The 17010-nt window shown below is 41.9% G+C and carries 17 protein-coding genes and 1 pseudogene; 9 read left to right on the forward strand and 9 right to left on the reverse strand.

Going from position 1 to position 17010, the window contains the following annotated elements; genetic code table 11:
- Together JWG45_RS06595 and JWG45_RS06600 are read left to right on the forward strand one after the other, a co-directional pair.
- Positions 1-350 (forward strand): annotated as a pseudogene (locus JWG45_RS06595) (acyltransferase family protein); the annotation flags it as partial.
- A 154-nt stretch (positions 351-504) separates the two neighbouring features.
- Positions 505-1611, forward strand: coding sequence for a DNA alkylation repair protein (locus tag JWG45_RS06600; RefSeq protein WP_205278978.1), 1107 nt, complete (start codon positions 505-507; stop codon positions 1609-1611).
- A 260-nt stretch (positions 1612-1871) separates the two neighbouring features.
- Here the strand turns inward: JWG45_RS06600 and JWG45_RS06605 are convergent, their stop codons facing one another.
- Both JWG45_RS06605 and fcpA read right to left on the reverse strand, forming a co-directional pair.
- Entirely contained in the window at positions 1872-2273 is a 402-nt protein-coding gene (locus JWG45_RS06605) for a hypothetical protein (RefSeq protein WP_205278979.1), read from the reverse strand.
- 378 nt (positions 2274-2651) lie between these two features.
- Positions 2652-3563 (reverse strand): flagellar coiling protein FcpA, encoded by a 912-nt coding sequence (fcpA, locus tag JWG45_RS06610; protein ID WP_026131228.1) that lies wholly within the window; start codon positions 3561-3563, stop codon positions 2652-2654.
- Positions 3564-3875: 312 nt separating this feature from the next.
- Between fcpA and zapE the strand changes: the two genes are divergently transcribed.
- The 4 genes from zapE (at position 3876) to JWG45_RS06630 (ending at position 7175) form a co-directional block, all read left to right on the forward strand.
- A complete protein-coding gene (gene zapE / locus JWG45_RS06615) occupies positions 3876-4733 on the forward strand; it encodes an AFG1/ZapE family ATPase (RefSeq protein WP_205274232.1) in 858 nt (285 codons plus the stop codon).
- Positions 4730-5179, forward strand: a complete 450-nt coding sequence (folK, locus tag JWG45_RS06620; protein ID WP_205278980.1) for a 2-amino-4-hydroxy-6-hydroxymethyldihydropteridine diphosphokinase — start codon at positions 4730-4732, stop codon at positions 5177-5179. Before zapE ends, folK begins: the two co-directional genes overlap by 4 nt.
- Positions 5163-5960: a 3-methyl-2-oxobutanoate hydroxymethyltransferase gene (panB, locus tag JWG45_RS06625; protein ID WP_205278981.1), complete on the forward strand. Its 798-nt coding sequence runs from the start codon at positions 5163-5165 to the stop codon at positions 5958-5960. The genes folK and panB overlap by 17 nt, the downstream gene beginning before the upstream one ends.
- 72 nt (positions 5961-6032) lie before the next feature.
- Entirely contained in the window at positions 6033-7175 is a 1143-nt protein-coding gene (locus JWG45_RS06630; protein WP_100785309.1) for an N-acetylneuraminate synthase family protein, read from the forward strand.
- Between the two features lie 946 nt (positions 7176-8121).
- On the opposite strand, the gene JWG45_RS06635 is transcribed toward JWG45_RS06630, so the two are convergent.
- Positions 8122-8472: an Hpt domain-containing protein gene (locus tag JWG45_RS06635; RefSeq protein ID WP_205278982.1), complete on the reverse strand. Its 351-nt coding sequence runs from the start codon at positions 8470-8472 to the stop codon at positions 8122-8124.
- A 149-nt stretch (positions 8473-8621) separates the two neighbouring features.
- Here JWG45_RS06635 and lpxA point away from each other — a divergent pair, with 149 nt between their 5' ends.
- Together lpxA and galE are read left to right on the forward strand one after the other, a co-directional pair.
- Positions 8622-9401, forward strand: coding sequence for an acyl-ACP--UDP-N-acetylglucosamine O-acyltransferase (lpxA, locus tag JWG45_RS06640; RefSeq protein ID WP_205278983.1), 780 nt, complete (start codon positions 8622-8624; stop codon positions 9399-9401).
- Positions 9398-10369: a UDP-glucose 4-epimerase GalE gene (galE, locus tag JWG45_RS06645; RefSeq protein WP_205278984.1), complete on the forward strand. Its 972-nt coding sequence runs from the start codon at positions 9398-9400 to the stop codon at positions 10367-10369. Before lpxA ends, galE begins: the two co-directional genes overlap by 4 nt.
- Here galE and JWG45_RS06650 read toward each other — a convergent pair whose 3' ends face one another.
- Positions 10370-11122 carry a M15 family metallopeptidase gene (locus JWG45_RS06650; protein ID WP_205278985.1) on the reverse strand — a complete coding sequence of 251 codons (753 nt, stop codon included), beginning with the start codon at positions 11120-11122 and terminating at the stop codon, positions 10370-10372.
- 381 nt (positions 11123-11503) lie between these two features.
- On the opposite strand from JWG45_RS06650, the gene JWG45_RS06655 reads away from it, so the two are divergent.
- Entirely contained in the window at positions 11504-11851 is a 348-nt protein-coding gene (locus JWG45_RS06655) for a TIGR04452 family lipoprotein (protein ID WP_205278986.1), read from the forward strand.
- Between the two features lie 53 nt (positions 11852-11904).
- Here JWG45_RS06655 and recG read toward each other — a convergent pair whose 3' ends face one another.
- The 5 genes from recG to JWG45_RS06680 all read right to left on the reverse strand — a co-directional run bounded on the left by recG (position 11905) and on the right by JWG45_RS06680 (position 16970).
- The gene (recG, locus tag JWG45_RS06660; RefSeq protein WP_205278987.1) at positions 11905-14085 is read right to left on the reverse strand and encodes an ATP-dependent DNA helicase RecG; all 2181 of its coding nucleotides are present in this window, start codon (positions 14083-14085) and stop codon (positions 11905-11907) included.
- Complete coding sequence (locus tag JWG45_RS06665; protein WP_069605972.1) at positions 14066-14488, reverse strand: hypothetical protein; 423 nt, start codon at positions 14486-14488, stop codon at positions 14066-14068. The genes recG and JWG45_RS06665 overlap by 20 nt, the downstream gene beginning before the upstream one ends.
- Positions 14485-15162 carry a hypothetical protein gene (locus JWG45_RS06670; protein ID WP_205278988.1) on the reverse strand — a complete coding sequence of 226 codons (678 nt, stop codon included), beginning with the start codon at positions 15160-15162 and terminating at the stop codon, positions 14485-14487. Before JWG45_RS06670 ends, JWG45_RS06665 begins: the two co-directional genes overlap by 4 nt.
- Before the next feature lie 2 nt (positions 15163-15164).
- The gene (locus tag JWG45_RS06675; RefSeq protein WP_205278989.1) at positions 15165-16166 is read right to left on the reverse strand and encodes a metallophosphoesterase family protein; all 1002 of its coding nucleotides are present in this window, start codon (positions 16164-16166) and stop codon (positions 15165-15167) included.
- A gap of 114 nt (positions 16167-16280) precedes the next feature.
- Positions 16281-16970, reverse strand: coding sequence for a hypothetical protein (locus tag JWG45_RS06680; RefSeq protein ID WP_205278990.1), 690 nt, complete (start codon positions 16968-16970; stop codon positions 16281-16283).
- Positions 16971-17010 lie beyond the last annotated feature (40 nt).

Consider the following 17010-nt stretch of genomic DNA (forward strand, 5'->3'; position numbering starts at 1 on the left):
TTTCCGGAACTGTAAGGTTTAATTTAATCGATTTCGTTTATATCTCAGTCATTTTATCGGTTATTTTTTTCCCCGATACGATTCTTGCCAAAGGCCTTGGTTTGAAAATTTTAGCTCCGATTTCCAATTTAAGTTATACGATTTATATCTGGCATTTACTCCTTTCCTTGATTTCGTTCGGAGTATTAAAAATCGTAGTGCCGGATCTTTTTGAAACGGGACTTACGTTTTTCATTCTTAGCCTCTTACTTGGGTTTCTATTTACCCTGGGAGTTTCTTGGTTGATTTTTAGATTTATAGAAGACCCTTTGAGTCGGGTCTTTAAAAAAATCTTTCCACCGGCTTCTTAATCTTTCGATCAAAAATCTGTTATCTCGTTTTGGAAAGGGAGAAAGTTTTGAATTTTGAAAGTCGTGTATAAAGAATTGAATATAATATCAGAGGTTTTACCGCTTCTAACAAAGAGTTTGATTTTGGCATTTCTGAGACCTGAGTTTTGAAACCATGCCAGAATTATTAAAGAACCTTTATTCCGATTCCGTTTTAAAGAAAATCGCATTGTCCTTTTCTTCTGAATTCCCTTCCGTTAAGACGGAAGAATGGATGCGAAGATTCAAACAAAAAGATTGGAATCATCTCGAACTCAAACAGAGGATTCGGAGGATTGCAGAGGTGGTTTCCGAAGAACTTCCAAAACCTTTTCCTAAATCGCTAAAACCGCTTTTGACGATTACGGATAAGATCGAAGTGAGTTTATCGGGAAAGGAAGTATTTCTTTCCATTTTTCTCGGCGACGTAGTCGAGATTCTCGGCATCGAACATCCGGAAGAATCTATGATCGCCTTTGAAAGAATTACGAAACTCATCTCTTGCGAATTCTCCATCCGTCCTTTTTTGATCCGTCATCCCGAAGTTACTTGGTCTCGAATGTTGAAATGGTCTCTTCATTCGGATCCGAACGTGCGAAGATTGTCTTCGGAAGGAAGTAGGCCGAGGCTTCCTTGGGGAATCGGAATTCCCGGTTTAAAAAAAGATCCGCAGAGAACGATTTCTATTCTTCAAAATTTGAAGGACGACCCGGATGAGGTCGTTCGAAGAAGCGTCGCCAACCATCTGAATGATATTTCCAAAGATCATCCGAACCTTGTATTGGAGATCGCAGAGGGTTGGGTCGGAACTACGAAAGAAAGGGACGCTCTTCTCAAACATGCGCTTCGCGGACTTTTAAAGAATGGAAATCAAAGGGCTTTGAAGATATTTGGATTCGGTTCAAAGGTAAATGCGAGAATTCTAAATTTAAAACTAAAAACGAAGAAGGTCAAAATCGGCGGGGAACTTCTTTTTGGTTTTAAAGCCGTTTTGGAAGAAAAAAAGAAAACGAATCTTAGAATTGAATATAAAATCGAATACGTCAAAGCTTCCGGAAAAACCTCAAAGAAGGTTTTTCAAATCGAAGAGAGACTTTTTGATCCAAAAGAATCCGTTGAATATGAACGAAAACAGTCCTTTAAGCAGATGACCACCCGAGTTCACTTTCCGGGAAAACATACTCTTGAGATTCATATCAACGGAGAGGCAAAATCGAAGATCGACTTTCAAGTAATTCGTTGATTGTAGAATGGTTCGCGAAGAATTTCTTGGAAAAGGAATTACCAAAATAATCTTTTAGCGCCCTGAAAATTCAATTCGAAAATTGATTCGATATCGACTCTAACAAAAATAAAATCCCTCCTCTTCCGAGGTTCAAAAAATTATCAGATAAGACAAATGCAGAAAATCTAAAGTATCGATTAGAATCTTTCGAAAAAAAATTCTTTGAAATTCGGCCAAGAGGTTTCAGTCTGTAGACTTATTACGTCTACTTTTGAGTTTTAAGCGAATAGAACACCGTAGATGATAATCAGAATTCCGATTAAATTGGTCGTAACTCCGATCGCGCCTAAGGATTTTCCTAAGATCGGGTTTTCTTGAAATTCGTCCTTAATTCCTTGGAGCCAGTTTGCGGTGTCTTTGAGCGCGAGAAAGAGCGATGAAATGGCGAATAAGAAAGCCCCGATAAGTCCTAAGCTTTCGGACAAGTTTGCGTAACGAAACGCGATCACCAATCCTAAAAGCATCGCGCCTTGCATCAGAGAACTGATATGCGCGGCTTGCAGATAACGGGATGGAAATTCGGCTTTTTTCCTTGCGAGCGCATAAGGAAAACCGGTAAGACTGCCGTAAGCCAAATTCAAAACTCCGGCGACGACAAGAATTTTTTCAGAAAGGAGCATTCGATTACCTCGTTTACGAAAGAAAGTAGCGAATAACGCAGATTTAGTCTATTCATAAATTTCAAAGCGTATTCCAACCGTTTGAATTTGTTTCTCAAAATTAAAACGAAAATCCCGATTCATGATAAGAAAAACGTTTCTTTCGAAGAAGCCGATTTCGTCCGCATCCAAATCAAAGGAAGTCCGAGTCGGAACCAAACACCGGCCTTCTTCTACAAAATCAGGAGGTTGGAAAATCTATTCAGGAAATTGAAATTCGTTAGAGAGGAAGGAGAAGGTTATGTTTCGATCTAAAAGATTTATAACTTTTTCAATTCCAATAAAAAACCCCGTCGTTTCCGACAGGGTCCTTTGTTCCATTTCGATTGAAAGAAAGAGTTAAGGTCTTACTGAAATCACTTCGTCCTTGTTGACAAGGTTTACGATGTGCTTGTATTCAGGAGAATCTTTTCCGTATTTCAGCTCGGTTGCTCTTAAGAGGTGAACGTTTTTCTTGTAACGGTATTTGAACATCTGGTCTTCAGAAGCTCCACCGTATTTCTTGATCATGTTCTCTTCGAAAGCGTAGCAACTTGCCAGATACTTGTGAGCAGGATATTCCTTCTCATTCTCGTCGATCTCGATGTAGAGTTCGAGAATGGGGATACACTGTGGCAGATTTTGTAAATCATACTCAGTGAGAATCCATGATCTGTAAGTATCGGAAAGAAGTCTCTTAAACTCCGGTCTTTCTCTCAAGTCTGGGTTTTTGATTTCATCTAAGTGATTGATCGCCTTAGTGAAATAGTTCAGAGCTTGTTGTTTTGCAACGAGTTTCTCACGTGATACGACACGGTCTTCTCTTGCTTTGCGGTCGACTTTTTGCCAGTACCACTTCTCATCGAGACGCTTTTTTTCAGCTTCTTCTTTGCGGTATTGTTCCACAGACTCTCTCATCTTGAGAACTGTGTTTACTCCCGATTGGTAGTTGGATAATGCCAGCCTAAATTTGTTGTTAGCGAATGCCTTGGAGAGCTGGTGGAGTTCTTGGAAATTTTTATCATAGCCCTTAAAGTCAGGGTTTTTCCACAGAGCTTCTTGTTCCTGGATTGCTTTTTTACGACGTTTCTGCTCTTCCGTGAGGTTCTTGTCATCGTCTTCGGGAACCAACTCGCCTTTTAGCAGCTCGTCAATTTTTTCTACAGCTTCATTGGCTTGCTGATTACCGCCCTGATTGTTTTGCTGAGCTAAAACAGACAGGTTGAGTCCCAGCACGGCCAGAAGAATGAATATGCTTTTCATCACCTTCATAATGCTCACACCTTTTACTTCTCTTTCAATGGTATTAGGGAAAAGGAACATCCTGCGCCTTCTCTCCTCTATATCTATCGGACTTCGTTTCATGGATATAAACTAAGAACGAATTTTTTTTACGCTTTATTCCCAATTCGGGACATAATTGGCCCAATTCCACGATTTAATAAGAATCTTTTAAAGTTTTCTTTCATTTTAGGGGAATCGGTCCTTTCCTACTTTCATTTCTTCCTTTCATTTTTCCAGCAGATTCTGTTTTCAGAAAAGGTTTTCCTTCCTCCTTTTGATGAAAAAACTGGAAACAACAGTATGATTCTTAAGAATTACACACCCATTCAGGAAGGCGCTCCCAATTGTCCGCAATGCGGCGGTGTTGGATTTTCGCTTACCGAACATGTTCCGGGGACTCATTCCGGGGTCCTCTCGATCTGTCATTGTATTTCCGAGAATTGTCCCTGCCAAGGCAAACCACCTTGGAGAGTCTACGATGAAAGTCTGGGCAAAATGGTTCCTTGTGTCTGTCACAACGCAAGAATGGAGTTGGGACACTTAGAAACTATATTCAAAAAATCTGGAATTCCTCCCAAGTATCGATTTCGAACCTTGGATCAAACCGATCACGGTCCGAGCGTCGGGATTTCTTTTACGATCGCACATAGCTGGGCCAATGATCTCGTCCAGAAATGGAATGATCCGGATTTTAAACCTCACGGATTGTATCTTTGGGGCGGGCCGGGGACTGGGAAGACTCTTTTAGCCTGTATCATCTTGAACGAACTCATTTTTCGATATAAGACAAATTGCAAGTATGCGAAGATCAACCGGGACTTTCTCAATACCCTGAGAGAAACCTATCAAAAAGATTCCGAAACTCACGGGATGGAAAAAACGATCGAAACACTTTTCGCCGAAGTCGAAGTATTGGTGTTAGACGACTTCGGAGTTCAGAAAGAATCGGATTGGTCCAATTCAAAGTTGTACGATCTCATCGATGCGAGATACGAACAAGAAAAACTCACGATTCTTACTTCGAACACTTCTCCGGCGGAATGGAAAGACAAAGCGGAAGGAAGAATTTATTCCAGACTTCGAGAAATGACCGAAGAGGTGCATCTGGAATGCGCCGATTACCGTCTGAAAATTTCCGAGTCCGGAGGAAAACTATGAAACAAGCTTTTCTCTCTTTGGGATCCAATCTCGGGAATCGATCCGAGTTTTTAAAAATCGCGATTCGTAAATTGAAGAATACGATCGGAATCGAAGTTCTCAAAGAATCGGAACCTTTGAACACGGTCGCGCTGGAAGTTACGGATCAACCCGACTTCTTAAATCAAATCGTAAAAATTGAAACGAGTTTTTCTCCGGAAGAATTATTGGAAGTCACTCTCCGAATCGAAAAAGAAATGGGAAGAGTTCGAGTGCAAGATAAGGGACCGAGAGAAATCGACATCGACATTCTAACTTACGATATTCTTACGATGCACACGAAAGGTTTGCATCTTCCGCACCATTCCCTTTATACACGTCCTTTTATCAGAGAAATTTTAGAATCCATCGGTGAAAGTTCTTTATACGAACATTTTACGGGAGGCGAATATGAGAAACGTGCTTAAGGTTTTTTCTCCTGAGAAAAAGGGAAAAGAAAAAATTTCCGTAGTTACCTGTTACGATTATAGTTTCGCAAAAATTCTCAACGAAACCGAAGTGGATTCGATCCTCGTAGGAGATTCTTTGGGAATGGTTTTTCAGGGAAATACGAGCACTCTTCCCGTGACTCTGGAAGAAATGATCTATCATACCAAAGCGGTTCGAAGAGGGGCGCCGGATAAATTCATCGTAGCCGATCTTCCATTCTTGAGTTATCAGACTTCGATCGAAGACGGGATTCGCTCCGCCGGAAAAATGATGAAAGAAACCGACTGTGACGCGGTCAAAATAGAAGGTGGGTCCGACTTTATCTGTGAGTTAGTGACCATTCTCAAACAAATCGGGGTTCCCGTGATGGGTCACCTTGGTTTGACTCCGCAGAGCGTTCACGTTTTCGGAGGTCATAAAATCCAGGGGAAGGGAGAAGAATCGAGTGCGAAACTTCTTCGGGAAGCGGAGAATCTCTCCGAGTCCGGCGCATTCTCCATGGTCTTGGAAATGATTCCCGCCGAATTGGGAAAAAAAGTCAGTGAAACCATCGGAGTTCCGACCATCGGGATCGGGGCAGGCCCGGATTGCGACGGACAAGTACTTGTCTTGAACGATTTGCTCGGAACCGACGCAAGTTTTCAGCCTAAGTTTTTAAAGAAGTTTTCCAATCTGCACTCGATCGTAAAGGACGCAGTGGGAAATTATCATAGGGAAGTAAAATCCGGAGAGTTTCCGGGGAAAGATCATAGTTTCTGATGAATTCTTGACGATAATCGGAACAATAGAAGCTTGTATAACAAAGGGAGAAGATCCCGTTCGGAGTGAAGTGTGGACATAGTTGAGTTAGAAAAAGGTCATCCAGAAACGGAGGCCATCATCAAAGAACTGGCAAAAGAATGCGGGAATCAAACCGAAATCATTCGCGGCGCGGCGGTATCGGATACGATTCATTTCATAGGAGACACACGCAAAGTTTCCGAAAAAGAAGGCTATGTCAAAGAACTCCCCGGGGTCGCAAAAATCTGGAACGTGTCCATTCCATATAAAAACATCGCAAAGACCGCAGCCGGCAAAAACGGAGAAGTGGTTCACAGAGAAACAAGAATCGTAGAAGTCAAAGGTCCGGACGGACTGGTTCGTAAGTTCGGAACCGGAAAACATATCTTTATCGTAGGACCGGATTCTCCACAAACCTATGAACAGACTCTTACGATCGCCAAACAAGCCGTAGAGCTTGGTAAAAAATACAACATCTTAGATAGAATCATCTTTCGAGGCGGGGCTTTCAAACCACGCACTCGTCCGACCGACTGGAGAGGACTTGGTTGGGAAGGAATCGCGATGATGGATAAGGTGAAGGCTGAAACAGGTCTTCCTTACGTAACCGAAGTGATGGATCATACGATGGCCGAAGAAGTTGCAAAACACGCGGACATGATTCAGATCGGAACTAGAAACGCGCAGGACTTTGAACTTTTGGAAGCGGTAGGAAGAACTGGAAAACCTGTGATTCTCAAACGCGGCTTTGGAAACGAAGCGGTAGAATGGTTCTCGGCTGCGGAATACATCGCTAATCAAGGAAATTTGAATATAGTTCTTTGTGAAAGAGGAGTCAAAACTCTTTTTATCAAGGAAGGATATTGCAGAAATACTCCGGATTTGAACGTGATCACTCACGTAAAAAATCAGACGATTCTTCCGGTCATTTACGATCCTTCTCACGTTGCGGGAGACGATAAGATCGTGATCTCCAATCTTCTGGCTTCTCTTCCATTCAATCCGGACGGATCCATCACGGAAACCCTTCATGTAGAAGAATTCAGAAAGGAACAGATGTGCGACGCCGCACAAGCGCTCCTCATGAGCATCTATGAGAAAGCAGTTCAGTCGATTTTAAAATACGAAGAGGCGATTCGTCCGATTACGGATGACGTGGATTCTTATTTTGTGAAACGGAAATCGGGAAAGTAAAAACTCGATTCTAAACGCGGAAAAGTTTTTAAAATAAAGATCATCTACCGCCGAAGGCTTTTGACTTTAATTTTAACCGAAGGGCGATCTGGGAATTTTCCAGGTCGCCTTTTTATTGAGAACTGCTTAGCCTCGATCCTATTGACAAGAACTTTCTCATTGATTTCTTTTGGGGCGTACCTCTTCGCTTTCGCTCGAGTCGCGTGTTTTCAGGCTCGCGGATTCCCGCTCGTCCTCTTCGAGGACGCTAACGCGCCTTACAACCCGCTCACGCAAGGGAAGGTCGGAACTCCGTTTTGAAAATCCTCGGACAATGGGGTTTGTTTGTAGGAAATTCTCCTATTTTCCTATGATTTGTCTTTAAAACAAGTGTGGGAACTCCATCAATTTTTGATGGGAGGACGAGAAACGGATGTCGAAATTCTTATAAAGAGGCCCTGGAAAATGAATTCGCTTTTTTCAAAGTCGAGTTTTGAAAAAAGGGTCCGGACTTCCGACCACAAATTGAATTTTCAAGTTCATAATCGATTTTGAACTTAAAGAACGTAGGAACTCTAACAGTTTCCCCGACCCAAATTCATTTGATTTTGAATCGATCCTAGGATGTAAGCTTTCGAAAGTATTTTATTTTATTCACAAGATTTTTAGAACACATTTTGGTGAAAACAGAATTTCTACGAAAGAGGTCTTTCAATTGTTACGACAAATTATCCCGCAAAGAAAACTTTTATAAAGTATCGAAAGGCTGAGTGAATGATTCTTTAAAAAATTCTAATATTCTACGGACTTAGACAATTTGAGCGATTATACGGGATTCCTATTCCTAAGGGTTGTTCCATTTGAGTTGAGTTTCAGCTAAGGTAATTCCTAAACTCCTTCCTATAAAACCTAAGAGAATGTGTGCAAATTATTTTTTCGAAAAGAAAATTCTAAACTTTCAGAACGTTTATTCAATCTCGAACTTCTTTTTCAATTCTTCTCTCGTGGATTCCCAAGTTGCCGGTGTTTTGAGACTTAAGACATAAGAAGCGTTTGAATCGCCGGATTTTAATTTTTGTTCAGCTTCCGTCACAAGAGCTCTCAGATCTTCCAATCCGAAGTTAGCGGAAACACCTTTGGTTTGATGGAGTTCGGCTTGAAGGTCCGATTCTTTTTTTTCTTCCGTAAAACGAACAATGTTTTTAATACGAACTTCCATATTGGAAAGTAAGGATTCCACCATCTCTTTGAGCCAAGCGGCTTCTTCCTCGTCGTCTCCCTGTTTCAGAGAATCCAGTCTGTTCCAGTCCACAAGCATGGTTACAACCCTCGTCCCAAGTATCTTAATTTTTTAACATTCGGCAAGCTACTTTTCAACCAAACTTCATTCAGTTCAAGGCATCTTTTAAAAGCTTGAATAAAAAAGCGGAGTCGATTTTTGTATTTTAGAACCGAAGTGAGGTCTAAATGAAAATTCATCCGACTGCGATTATCGACTCGAGAGCGGAATTACACGAATCCGTAGAGGTCGGTCCTTATTCCATCATAGAAGGACATGTTTCCATTCAAGAAGGAACCGTGATCGAAAATCACGTTAAAATTTGCGCCGGGAGCGAAATTGGAAAATTCAACCGTTTTCATCAAGGCGCAGTCATAGGGGTGATGCCTCAAGATCTTGGCTTTAATCAACAACTCCTGACAAAAACGATCATCGGCGATCACAATATTTTTAGAGAATACGCAAACATCCACAAAGGGACTAAAGAAGATTCTCCAACCGTAATCGGTAACAAAAATTATTTTATGGGGAATTCTCACGTCGGTCACGACTGTATTTTAGGAAACAACAACATTCTTACGCATGGTTGTGTTCTAGCGGGGCACGTGACCCTTGGCAATTTTGCTTTTATTTCCGGTTTGGCCGCAGTTCATCAGTTTTGTTTTGTAGGAGATTACGCGATGGTCGCGGGTCTCGCAAAAGTGGTTCAAGATGTTCCTCCTTATTCCACGGTCGATGGAAATCCGAGTACGGTCGTAGGATTGAACAGCGTGGGAATGAAACGCGCAGGGTTTTCTCCCGAAGTCAGAAATGCGATTAAACACGCTTATAAGGTTATCTATCATTCCAAGCTGACGACAAAGAAGGCTCTGGAAGAATTGGAAGCCTCCGGAAACTTGATCGAACCGGTTCAGTATATTATAAAGTTCTTTAGAGATAGCGATCGGGGAGTTACGGATCACAGGTGAGAATTTTAGTCACCGGCGGCGCCGGATATATCGGAAGTCATGTAGTTGCGCTTCTTCTAGAAAAAAAACATGATCTTTTGATCGTAGACAATTTAGAAAAAGGGAACAAGGCGAATTTGTTTCCTGGCGTCGAACTGATTCAAGGGAATATTCAAGAAGAAACGATTCTGGAAAAGGCATTTTCAAAACCGGTTGACGCCGTTTTTCATTTTGCAGCTTGGAAGGCGGCTGGAGAATCCATGACCGATCCTTCCAAATACGCTCTTAATAATATCAACGGCACCATTAAACTCCTCACTTTTATGGAGAAAGCCGGAACAAAACGGATTATCTTTTCTTCGTCGGCGGCAGTTTACGGGGCTCCGAAGTATCTCCCGATCGACGAAAAACATCCGCTTCAGCCTGAAAATTATTACGGTTATACGAAGTTGGCGATTGAAGAAAATCTAAAGTGGTTCGATTCTCTCAAAGGTTTTCGTTTTGCAGCATTACGTTATTTTAATGCAGCCGGTTACGATCCAAAGGGAAGAGTGCGGGGATTGGAACGGACTCCTGCCAATCTCCTCCCGATCATTATGGAAGCCGCTTCGGGAATGAGAAAGGACTTCGAAGTTTTCGGGACGGATTATGAAACTCCGGATGGAAGTTGTATTCGGGATTACATTCACGTAAGCGATCTTGCAAAGGCGCACGTGTTGAGTCTTGAGTATTTGGATTCTGAGAAAAAATCTCTTACGGTCAATCTAGGATCCGAGAGCGGTTACTCTGTTTTGGAAATGATTCGGCTCGCGGAAGAAGTGGTCGGAAAACCGATTCCTCATAAGCTTTCGGGAAGAAGAGCGGGGGACCCGGCGGAATTGCTTGCTTCTTCGAGTGTCGCAAAACAACTGTTAAAGTGGTCTCCCGAATACAGCGACGCAAAGACGCTTCTCAAAACGATGTGGAACGTTTATCAAAATCCTGCGTGATTATCGAATGGTTCTACACTCGGGGTTGATCGAAGTTACATATTCCAAGGGAAGGGTTTCCAAAAATTCTCCTCCCGAAAACTTTCCCTTCAACTGAATTTTTCCCTCTTTGAAGAGGCGAACCCAGTCGTCTTGGAGTTTGTTTGAAATCGGAGCGTAAGACCAATGCCATTTTTCTTCGTTGTAACCTTTGCTTCCCCGCGAATTTTTGGGCGAATAAGGCTGGCAAAATCCGAAACGTTTTGCGTTCTTTTGCATCCAGATGTAAAACTTTTCTCCCTTGCCTCCTTTTTCAAAATAAGAATTTTCTAATGCGTTTAGATCCACGTCGGTCCCCCAGTGATGTCTGGAAGTCCCCGGTGCGCTCGAAAATTCTAAGATCAATGAAATAATTTCTTGAGGAGTTTTTCCTTGAACGGGCGCTCTCATTTTTCTTTTACCCGCATATTTTTCCTCCCAGATTCCTTTTTGATCTTTGAAGGATCGGAATGCAGATACAAGAAAAGGTTTTTGTTTTTCTTCCGGATTCTCCCTTTGATACGATTGAAAGAGTTCTAAGAGTTTTTCTAAAACATCTTTTCTTAGATAGTGAACTCTCGATTCCCCTGGATTGGAATAAGGAACCAAGGCTGCTTCCTGTTTGAAGTCTCCAAGGACATCGGATTCGGCGGAAATATTCGGAGGGTTTCCCGTTTGAGATAGGAGAGGACTCTGTAATACCAAGATTGCAAAGGTGAAAATCAGAATTTTCATAGTTGGTTGTCAGGGTGAAAAATTCGGACTTCTCTGCAATAGGTTTTTAGAAGCGCCCAATGGCAAAATGGCCTCTGAAAATGAATTTTCGGCGGAGTTCCGTCCAAAAAATGGAGTGCTTCGGTCTCAGTCGTTTGAAACCAAAATCAAACCTTTGATTTTTTTGTGGGAACTCCAATCTTTAGAAAGTTTCGGAGTCCGTTGGAGTTCTGAGCGACCCCTATGCACTTCAAAAACTCCGAGCTTTCCCGGAGTTCCGACCAAAAACAATCTTCAACGGACGAGCTTCTTTCCATTTGTCGGGTGTTCATTCCGTAAAACGCTATGCTTATAAATCAGGATATGGTTTTTAGGAAAAAAAATTCAGGGAGATTCTTTCCAATGAAAAAGTGGTTCATCACTTCCTTGATTCCTTTTCTCTTTCTTACGAATTGTTACCTTTTTGATACGATCGGCTTTACCATTCCGGATACGATTTCAGGAAGTGAAGCAAAGAATCAAATTCTAACGAGCGCTCTGATTGGTGCGGTTGCGGTGCCGGATTCTACGGCAGTCATTGCGATCATTTCTCCGCAGTTGGCTAAAGTGGAGGAGGATCGATACTACAAAAAAGTGGACGTGGACAATTGCGCGAGCTCCGCGCTTTTGATAAACGTTCTTACCATCAATGTCGGCGGATTTAACTGTAACTTAGAACCGAGAGAATATGTTCTCTGGTATGTTTATTAAAAAGTTTTTTTATGACAGGCGATCGGCGATCTTTAAGATCGTCTGTCATAAGATCAGTTTGAAAATAACAATCTTCCTTCGCTGAACCTTCCTCGAATTTCTTCCTTCTCCAGATCTCCCGGATTTCCGAACAACGTAGCGTCCTCTCTTGTGAGTTCAATCAGTTTAGAATCCTCTCTTAGATCGGCGATTCTGAAATCAGGAAGCCCGCTCTGACGAACTCCTAACAATTCTCCGGGCCCTCGCAACTGGAGATCAATTTCGGATAACGCGAATCCGTCGGATAGATTCACCATCGCCTCGAGTCTCACTTTCGCGTCGTCGGTAACTTTAGAATCCGTCATCAGAATACAAAAACTTTCCTGATCACCTCGGCCAACACGACCTCTGAGCTGATGAAGTTGCGAGATCCCAAATCGATCCGCGTGTTCGATCATCATTACGGTAGAATTCGGAACATCGATTCCAACTTCGATAACGGTTGTGGATACGAGGATCTGGATTCTATTTTTAGAGAATTCTTTCATCACCCGATCTTTTTCTTCGGTATCCATTTTTCCGTGCACGAGTCCGACTTGAAAATCGGGAAAAATTTCGTGTTTGAGTTGTTCGTAGGCTTCGATGCAGGATTTGAGATCAACTTTTTCCGATTCTTCCACGAGAGGATAAACGATATAACATTGTCTTCCCGAAGAAACGTATTTGCGAATGGATTTGTAAACCCCGTCTCTTCTATCTTCTTGAAACCATTTTGTCTGAATCGGCATTCTTCCCTTCGGTTTTGATTTGATCGTAAGTAAATCTAAATCTCCGTAAAGAGTGAGACAAAGAGTTCGGGGAATCGGAGTTGCGGTCATCGCGAGAATGTCCGGATTTTTTCCTTTGGAGCGAAGTGCTTCTCTTTGATCGACCCCGAATTTGTGCTGTTCGTCTATGATTACAAGGCCGAGATCTAAGAATTCCACGTCTTCCGAAAAAACGCTGTGGGTTCCAATGACGAATAACGTGTCCCCTTTTTTGATACGATAAATTTTTTCATAACGATTTTTCTTGGGTTCCTTTCCGACAAGAAGTTCGATTCCGAGAAAAGGCATGTTTCCCAAAAAACCGAGAATGGTCTGATAGTGTTGCCTTGCGAGAATTTCCGTAGGCGCGACCATACAAACTTGAATCTGATTGTCCAAATAACGAAGCGCGGTTAAAAGAGCGACTAACGTTTTTCCCGAACCTACGTCTCCTTGTAATAGGACAGCCGCGGGTTGTTCTTTTGCCGTCAAATTCTGGATTTTCCGAATGGCGTTTTCCTGATCTTCAGTCAGTTGGAATGGAAGATTTTTCCGAACCGTCAGGGCGGTTTTCGAATCGGGCAAAGGCCAGAGAATCCGTTTGATCTTTTCCCTTTCTTTCTTTTTGTGTTCTATGAGAAGATTGAAATAAAACAATTCTTCGTATTTGAGTCTGTATCTCGCTTTTTCTAAAGCGTTTTCGTCCGTCGGAAAGTGGATTTCTCGATACGATTCTTCTCTGGCGACAAGTTCTCTTTTTTGTACGATTTGTCTGGGGAGAATTTCCGGAATTCTATCTTTCAATGTTTCTAATGCTAGATATAGAATTTTTCGAAATCCTCTGGAATCCAATCCTTCCGATTTCAAGGCTTCTCCGGAAGGATATAGTGGAATGATTCTTCCGGCATGAATCATTTCCGGAAGTTCTGCCGGTTCTTCTTCCACTTCCTTGGAAACTTCTTTCTTTTTAGGAGCGGCGGGGGAGACGGAGTAAGTCGGTTTAATAGCGCTCGTAAGAATTTCATAATCCGGATGAATGAGTTGAAGACCTCGGAAAAATTCCAACTTCCCGGTTGCCACAACCGTCGTCCCCGGTTGAAAAATTCTTTGAAAGAAATTTACTCCGCGGAAAAAAACCAAAGAGATCCTTTCGTTGTTTCTGGTCTTTGCGCCTACGACAAGTCTGGATTTTTTTCCGTGGGCGAGATACGCATCCACAACCTCGAGAATAAGAGTTACGGTTTCACCCGCTTTTAAGAGAACGTTGTCGGTAAGATTTCGATCCAGATATCTTCTCGGAAAAAAATTGAGAAGATCTTGTAGGGTATGGATGCCGATAGACGCCAGGGCTCCCGCTTTGGAAGGTCCGATTCCTTTGATCACGGTTACCGGCGAAAGAAGCGCCGATGTTCCGTTTGTATTTTCCGATTTAGAGACCGAGTTCTTCATCCTTTATTTGTGTCGGAGTCCACTCCGGGTCTTGAATTTGAGAATCTGTATTCTGTTTTTCTTCAGGCGTTTCTTCGCTTAAGCCGAGATAACAATATCTACAACCGTAGATTCGAGCGTGCCTTTTGATTCCGGGAGAAGGAGGTTCGGAAATGATGGCGTATAAATATTCAGTTTTTTGCAAGTATTTACCACAGACTGGACAAATTCTCGGTTTGGGAAGATTCGGATCCCAATTTTTTCCGTAGACTTTTTTCGGATCTCCGTATTCTCTCGAAACTCCGTTTTCCTGATCCCGTTTTTTCTCCGCTTTGTCGATTCGTTTTGTATCTACGGAATAGAGAAGATGAAAAAAAATTGCGGCAACTCCCAAACAGAGCATAACGGTCAAAAAGCCTGTCATTGTTTTAAGTAATCCTTAATTTTCGCCGCCATTCCCGGAGGAAGCCCGATTCCCTTATCCTGCAATCGATGCGAATATTTATGAAACGAATATGTGTGTTGAGAAGTTTGGACGATTCCGCTAAAACAGTTTTCGATCGACTCGGCCAGGGATTCGCTGAGAGGAATATTTTCTCCGATTTCTTTTTCATACATTCTTAAAAGTTTTCGATTCACGCCTCTGCAAATAGAACGATAAAAACAAAATCGTATTACCAATTCGGAATCGGATTTTCCGGCTCTAATGTCGGCTTCCAGTTGATTGAGATTGATACAATCCACGATTTCCAATTTATAAGCGTTCGTATTGTGTTCGTAAGTCACAAGATTCATAAATAAATGTTTGAACAATGCGATCTTATAACAATCCTCCATTCCACACTCGCCCATCTTTGCATTTTCGCATCGAGTGTACATCACAATATCCGTATCCGATTCCGCAGTAGCCTGACCGAAGTTAAGCGAACCTAAGATATCAAACGCGACAATGTCTCCTCCATAATTGATTAACTTGGAGAATTTTTTAAAGTCTTCGATTCTTTCTCTGGAGATATGTGTTTCGTGGGAACGGAAATACCGTTTGAGTCCGGTAAATTTTTGAATGGTGGGATAATTTTTAAAAGCTGGGATTGTCATGTTTAGATTCTCACAAAATCTTCCGCCGACACCTCCGAATCCTGGCTTACAAATTTAACCGCGGGAGAATTCCCTTTGCAATCGATTTCCATTAAAAGGCGAATTTTGTGGTCCACCAGTCTATTCAATTTTACGGTTTCTACAAGCCCATTTTCTAAAAATATTTCCGAGTAAAAGCCGCCCGGTTGAAAGCCGAAGACCGAATCGACAGCACCGAAATTGGAAGGATTTAAGAATACGGTCTTTCCTTTTTTAACGATGCCTTGGTCTTCGTGAACGTGACCGGAAACAACCAGAGCTGGAGAATAGTCGTCCAGATATCTTCGTATTCCTTGCGAACCTACGTTTCCATAGTTCGGAATCTTATCCAAAAAACCGTAAGGAGGATTGTGTATCACAACGACGTCCGGTTGTTCTTCTTTGAAAAAATCTTCGGGCTCGCTATAACTTTTTCCGTTCCGAGTGTATTCGTGAAATTTTACCGCTAATTTTTCAGGAATTCCCGAAGTAAGAATCGGAGCCCCGCCGTAGCCTGCAAATTTATAACCGTCTTGTTCGAAAGTCTTTCTATGAATGTCTCTTTCATAAAGAGCGCTGTATTGCAGATCGATATCGTAGTTGCCCGGAAGAACCCTCACCGGAGCCGTCGCATATTTTTGAATGATGATTTCTATGAGTTCGTATTTTTCCTTCATCGTCTTTGCGGCTTGATGAAAAAGAGTTCTGTATTCTTTGGATTTTTCTATGATGTCGGTGGGATATTTTTCCGGAAATCGAATCGCTCTTGTCGCATAATCGTATGCATTGATTTCTTCTTTTTGATCTTTAGAGATACGATACATCTCTTCTTGAATCGTACAGAATTCTATGATTCGATCCGTACTAAAGAAGGCTTTGTAGATGATGTCTCCGGAAAAGAGATATAGATCGGCAGTGGTTTGCTGAAGAATTTCCTTCAAGCCGCGAAGACCGTCATGGATATCTGTCAGGTAAATGATTTTCATTTCGATCGATCCAGAGATTGTACCGTCTCTTTTTCGCTACAGTCTCTTAACAAAAAGAGAACCCGGTACACTTAGTTTAGGAACCGGTTGTGAAATGTCCAACCTTTCTAATGATTAGTCTCTCCACAAGAGGAGAAGGGAATCCTCATTTTCGGAAATAGGTTCGATTCTTATATATTCGGGGCCAAAAAAATCCAAAAGCGGTTTAAGAATTGTTCCCGACTTCACAAACAAAAAGACGTTTCCCTTTTCCGGAATAACTTTTTGGATCGTAATTTCCCCCGCCAGGTCGGGAATCTCGGAAAGAAACGTGTCCATGTTGACCGTGATTACGTTACGAACACCCGTTAGTCTAAGAATTTCCGGAATTTCTTCTACGATCGTTTCTAAAATGAGTCTTCTATGAAACTGAAAGATTTTTGAAAAAATACGAATCGGATCTATCTTTCGCGGCGTATGACTGAAGAGACGAAACGATTGAATCTGAAGACGAACTTGATTCTGAACCACACGAACCGGAGTGAGAGTAACGTTGTAGTCGACTGAATCCGTTTTTAAAAATTTTGACCAGAACAATCCTTGGATCGAAAAATGTCCGGTTAGAATAAGAACTCCGTTTCCGGAATCGAATTCGAGAGATTCCAGCGGATCGTCGGATTCTAAGATTTTCTTTTTTAGAATCTTATTCAAAGAATGGAGTTTAAGTGTAATTTTATAATTGCTCTTTTGGCTTTCTTTTTCCAAAGAAAAGCCGGTAAAAAGATCGAGTGGGTTGAAGCCTATGAGTTTCCTCAAATTGAGCATGGGAGATCAAAAATAGTTTGCGGGTAAAGAAGAGTAAACT

The organism is Leptospira ainlahdjerensis (genome assembly GCF_016919175.1).
GTDB classification, from domain to species: domain Bacteria; phylum Spirochaetota; class Leptospiria; order Leptospirales; family Leptospiraceae; genus Leptospira; species Leptospira ainlahdjerensis.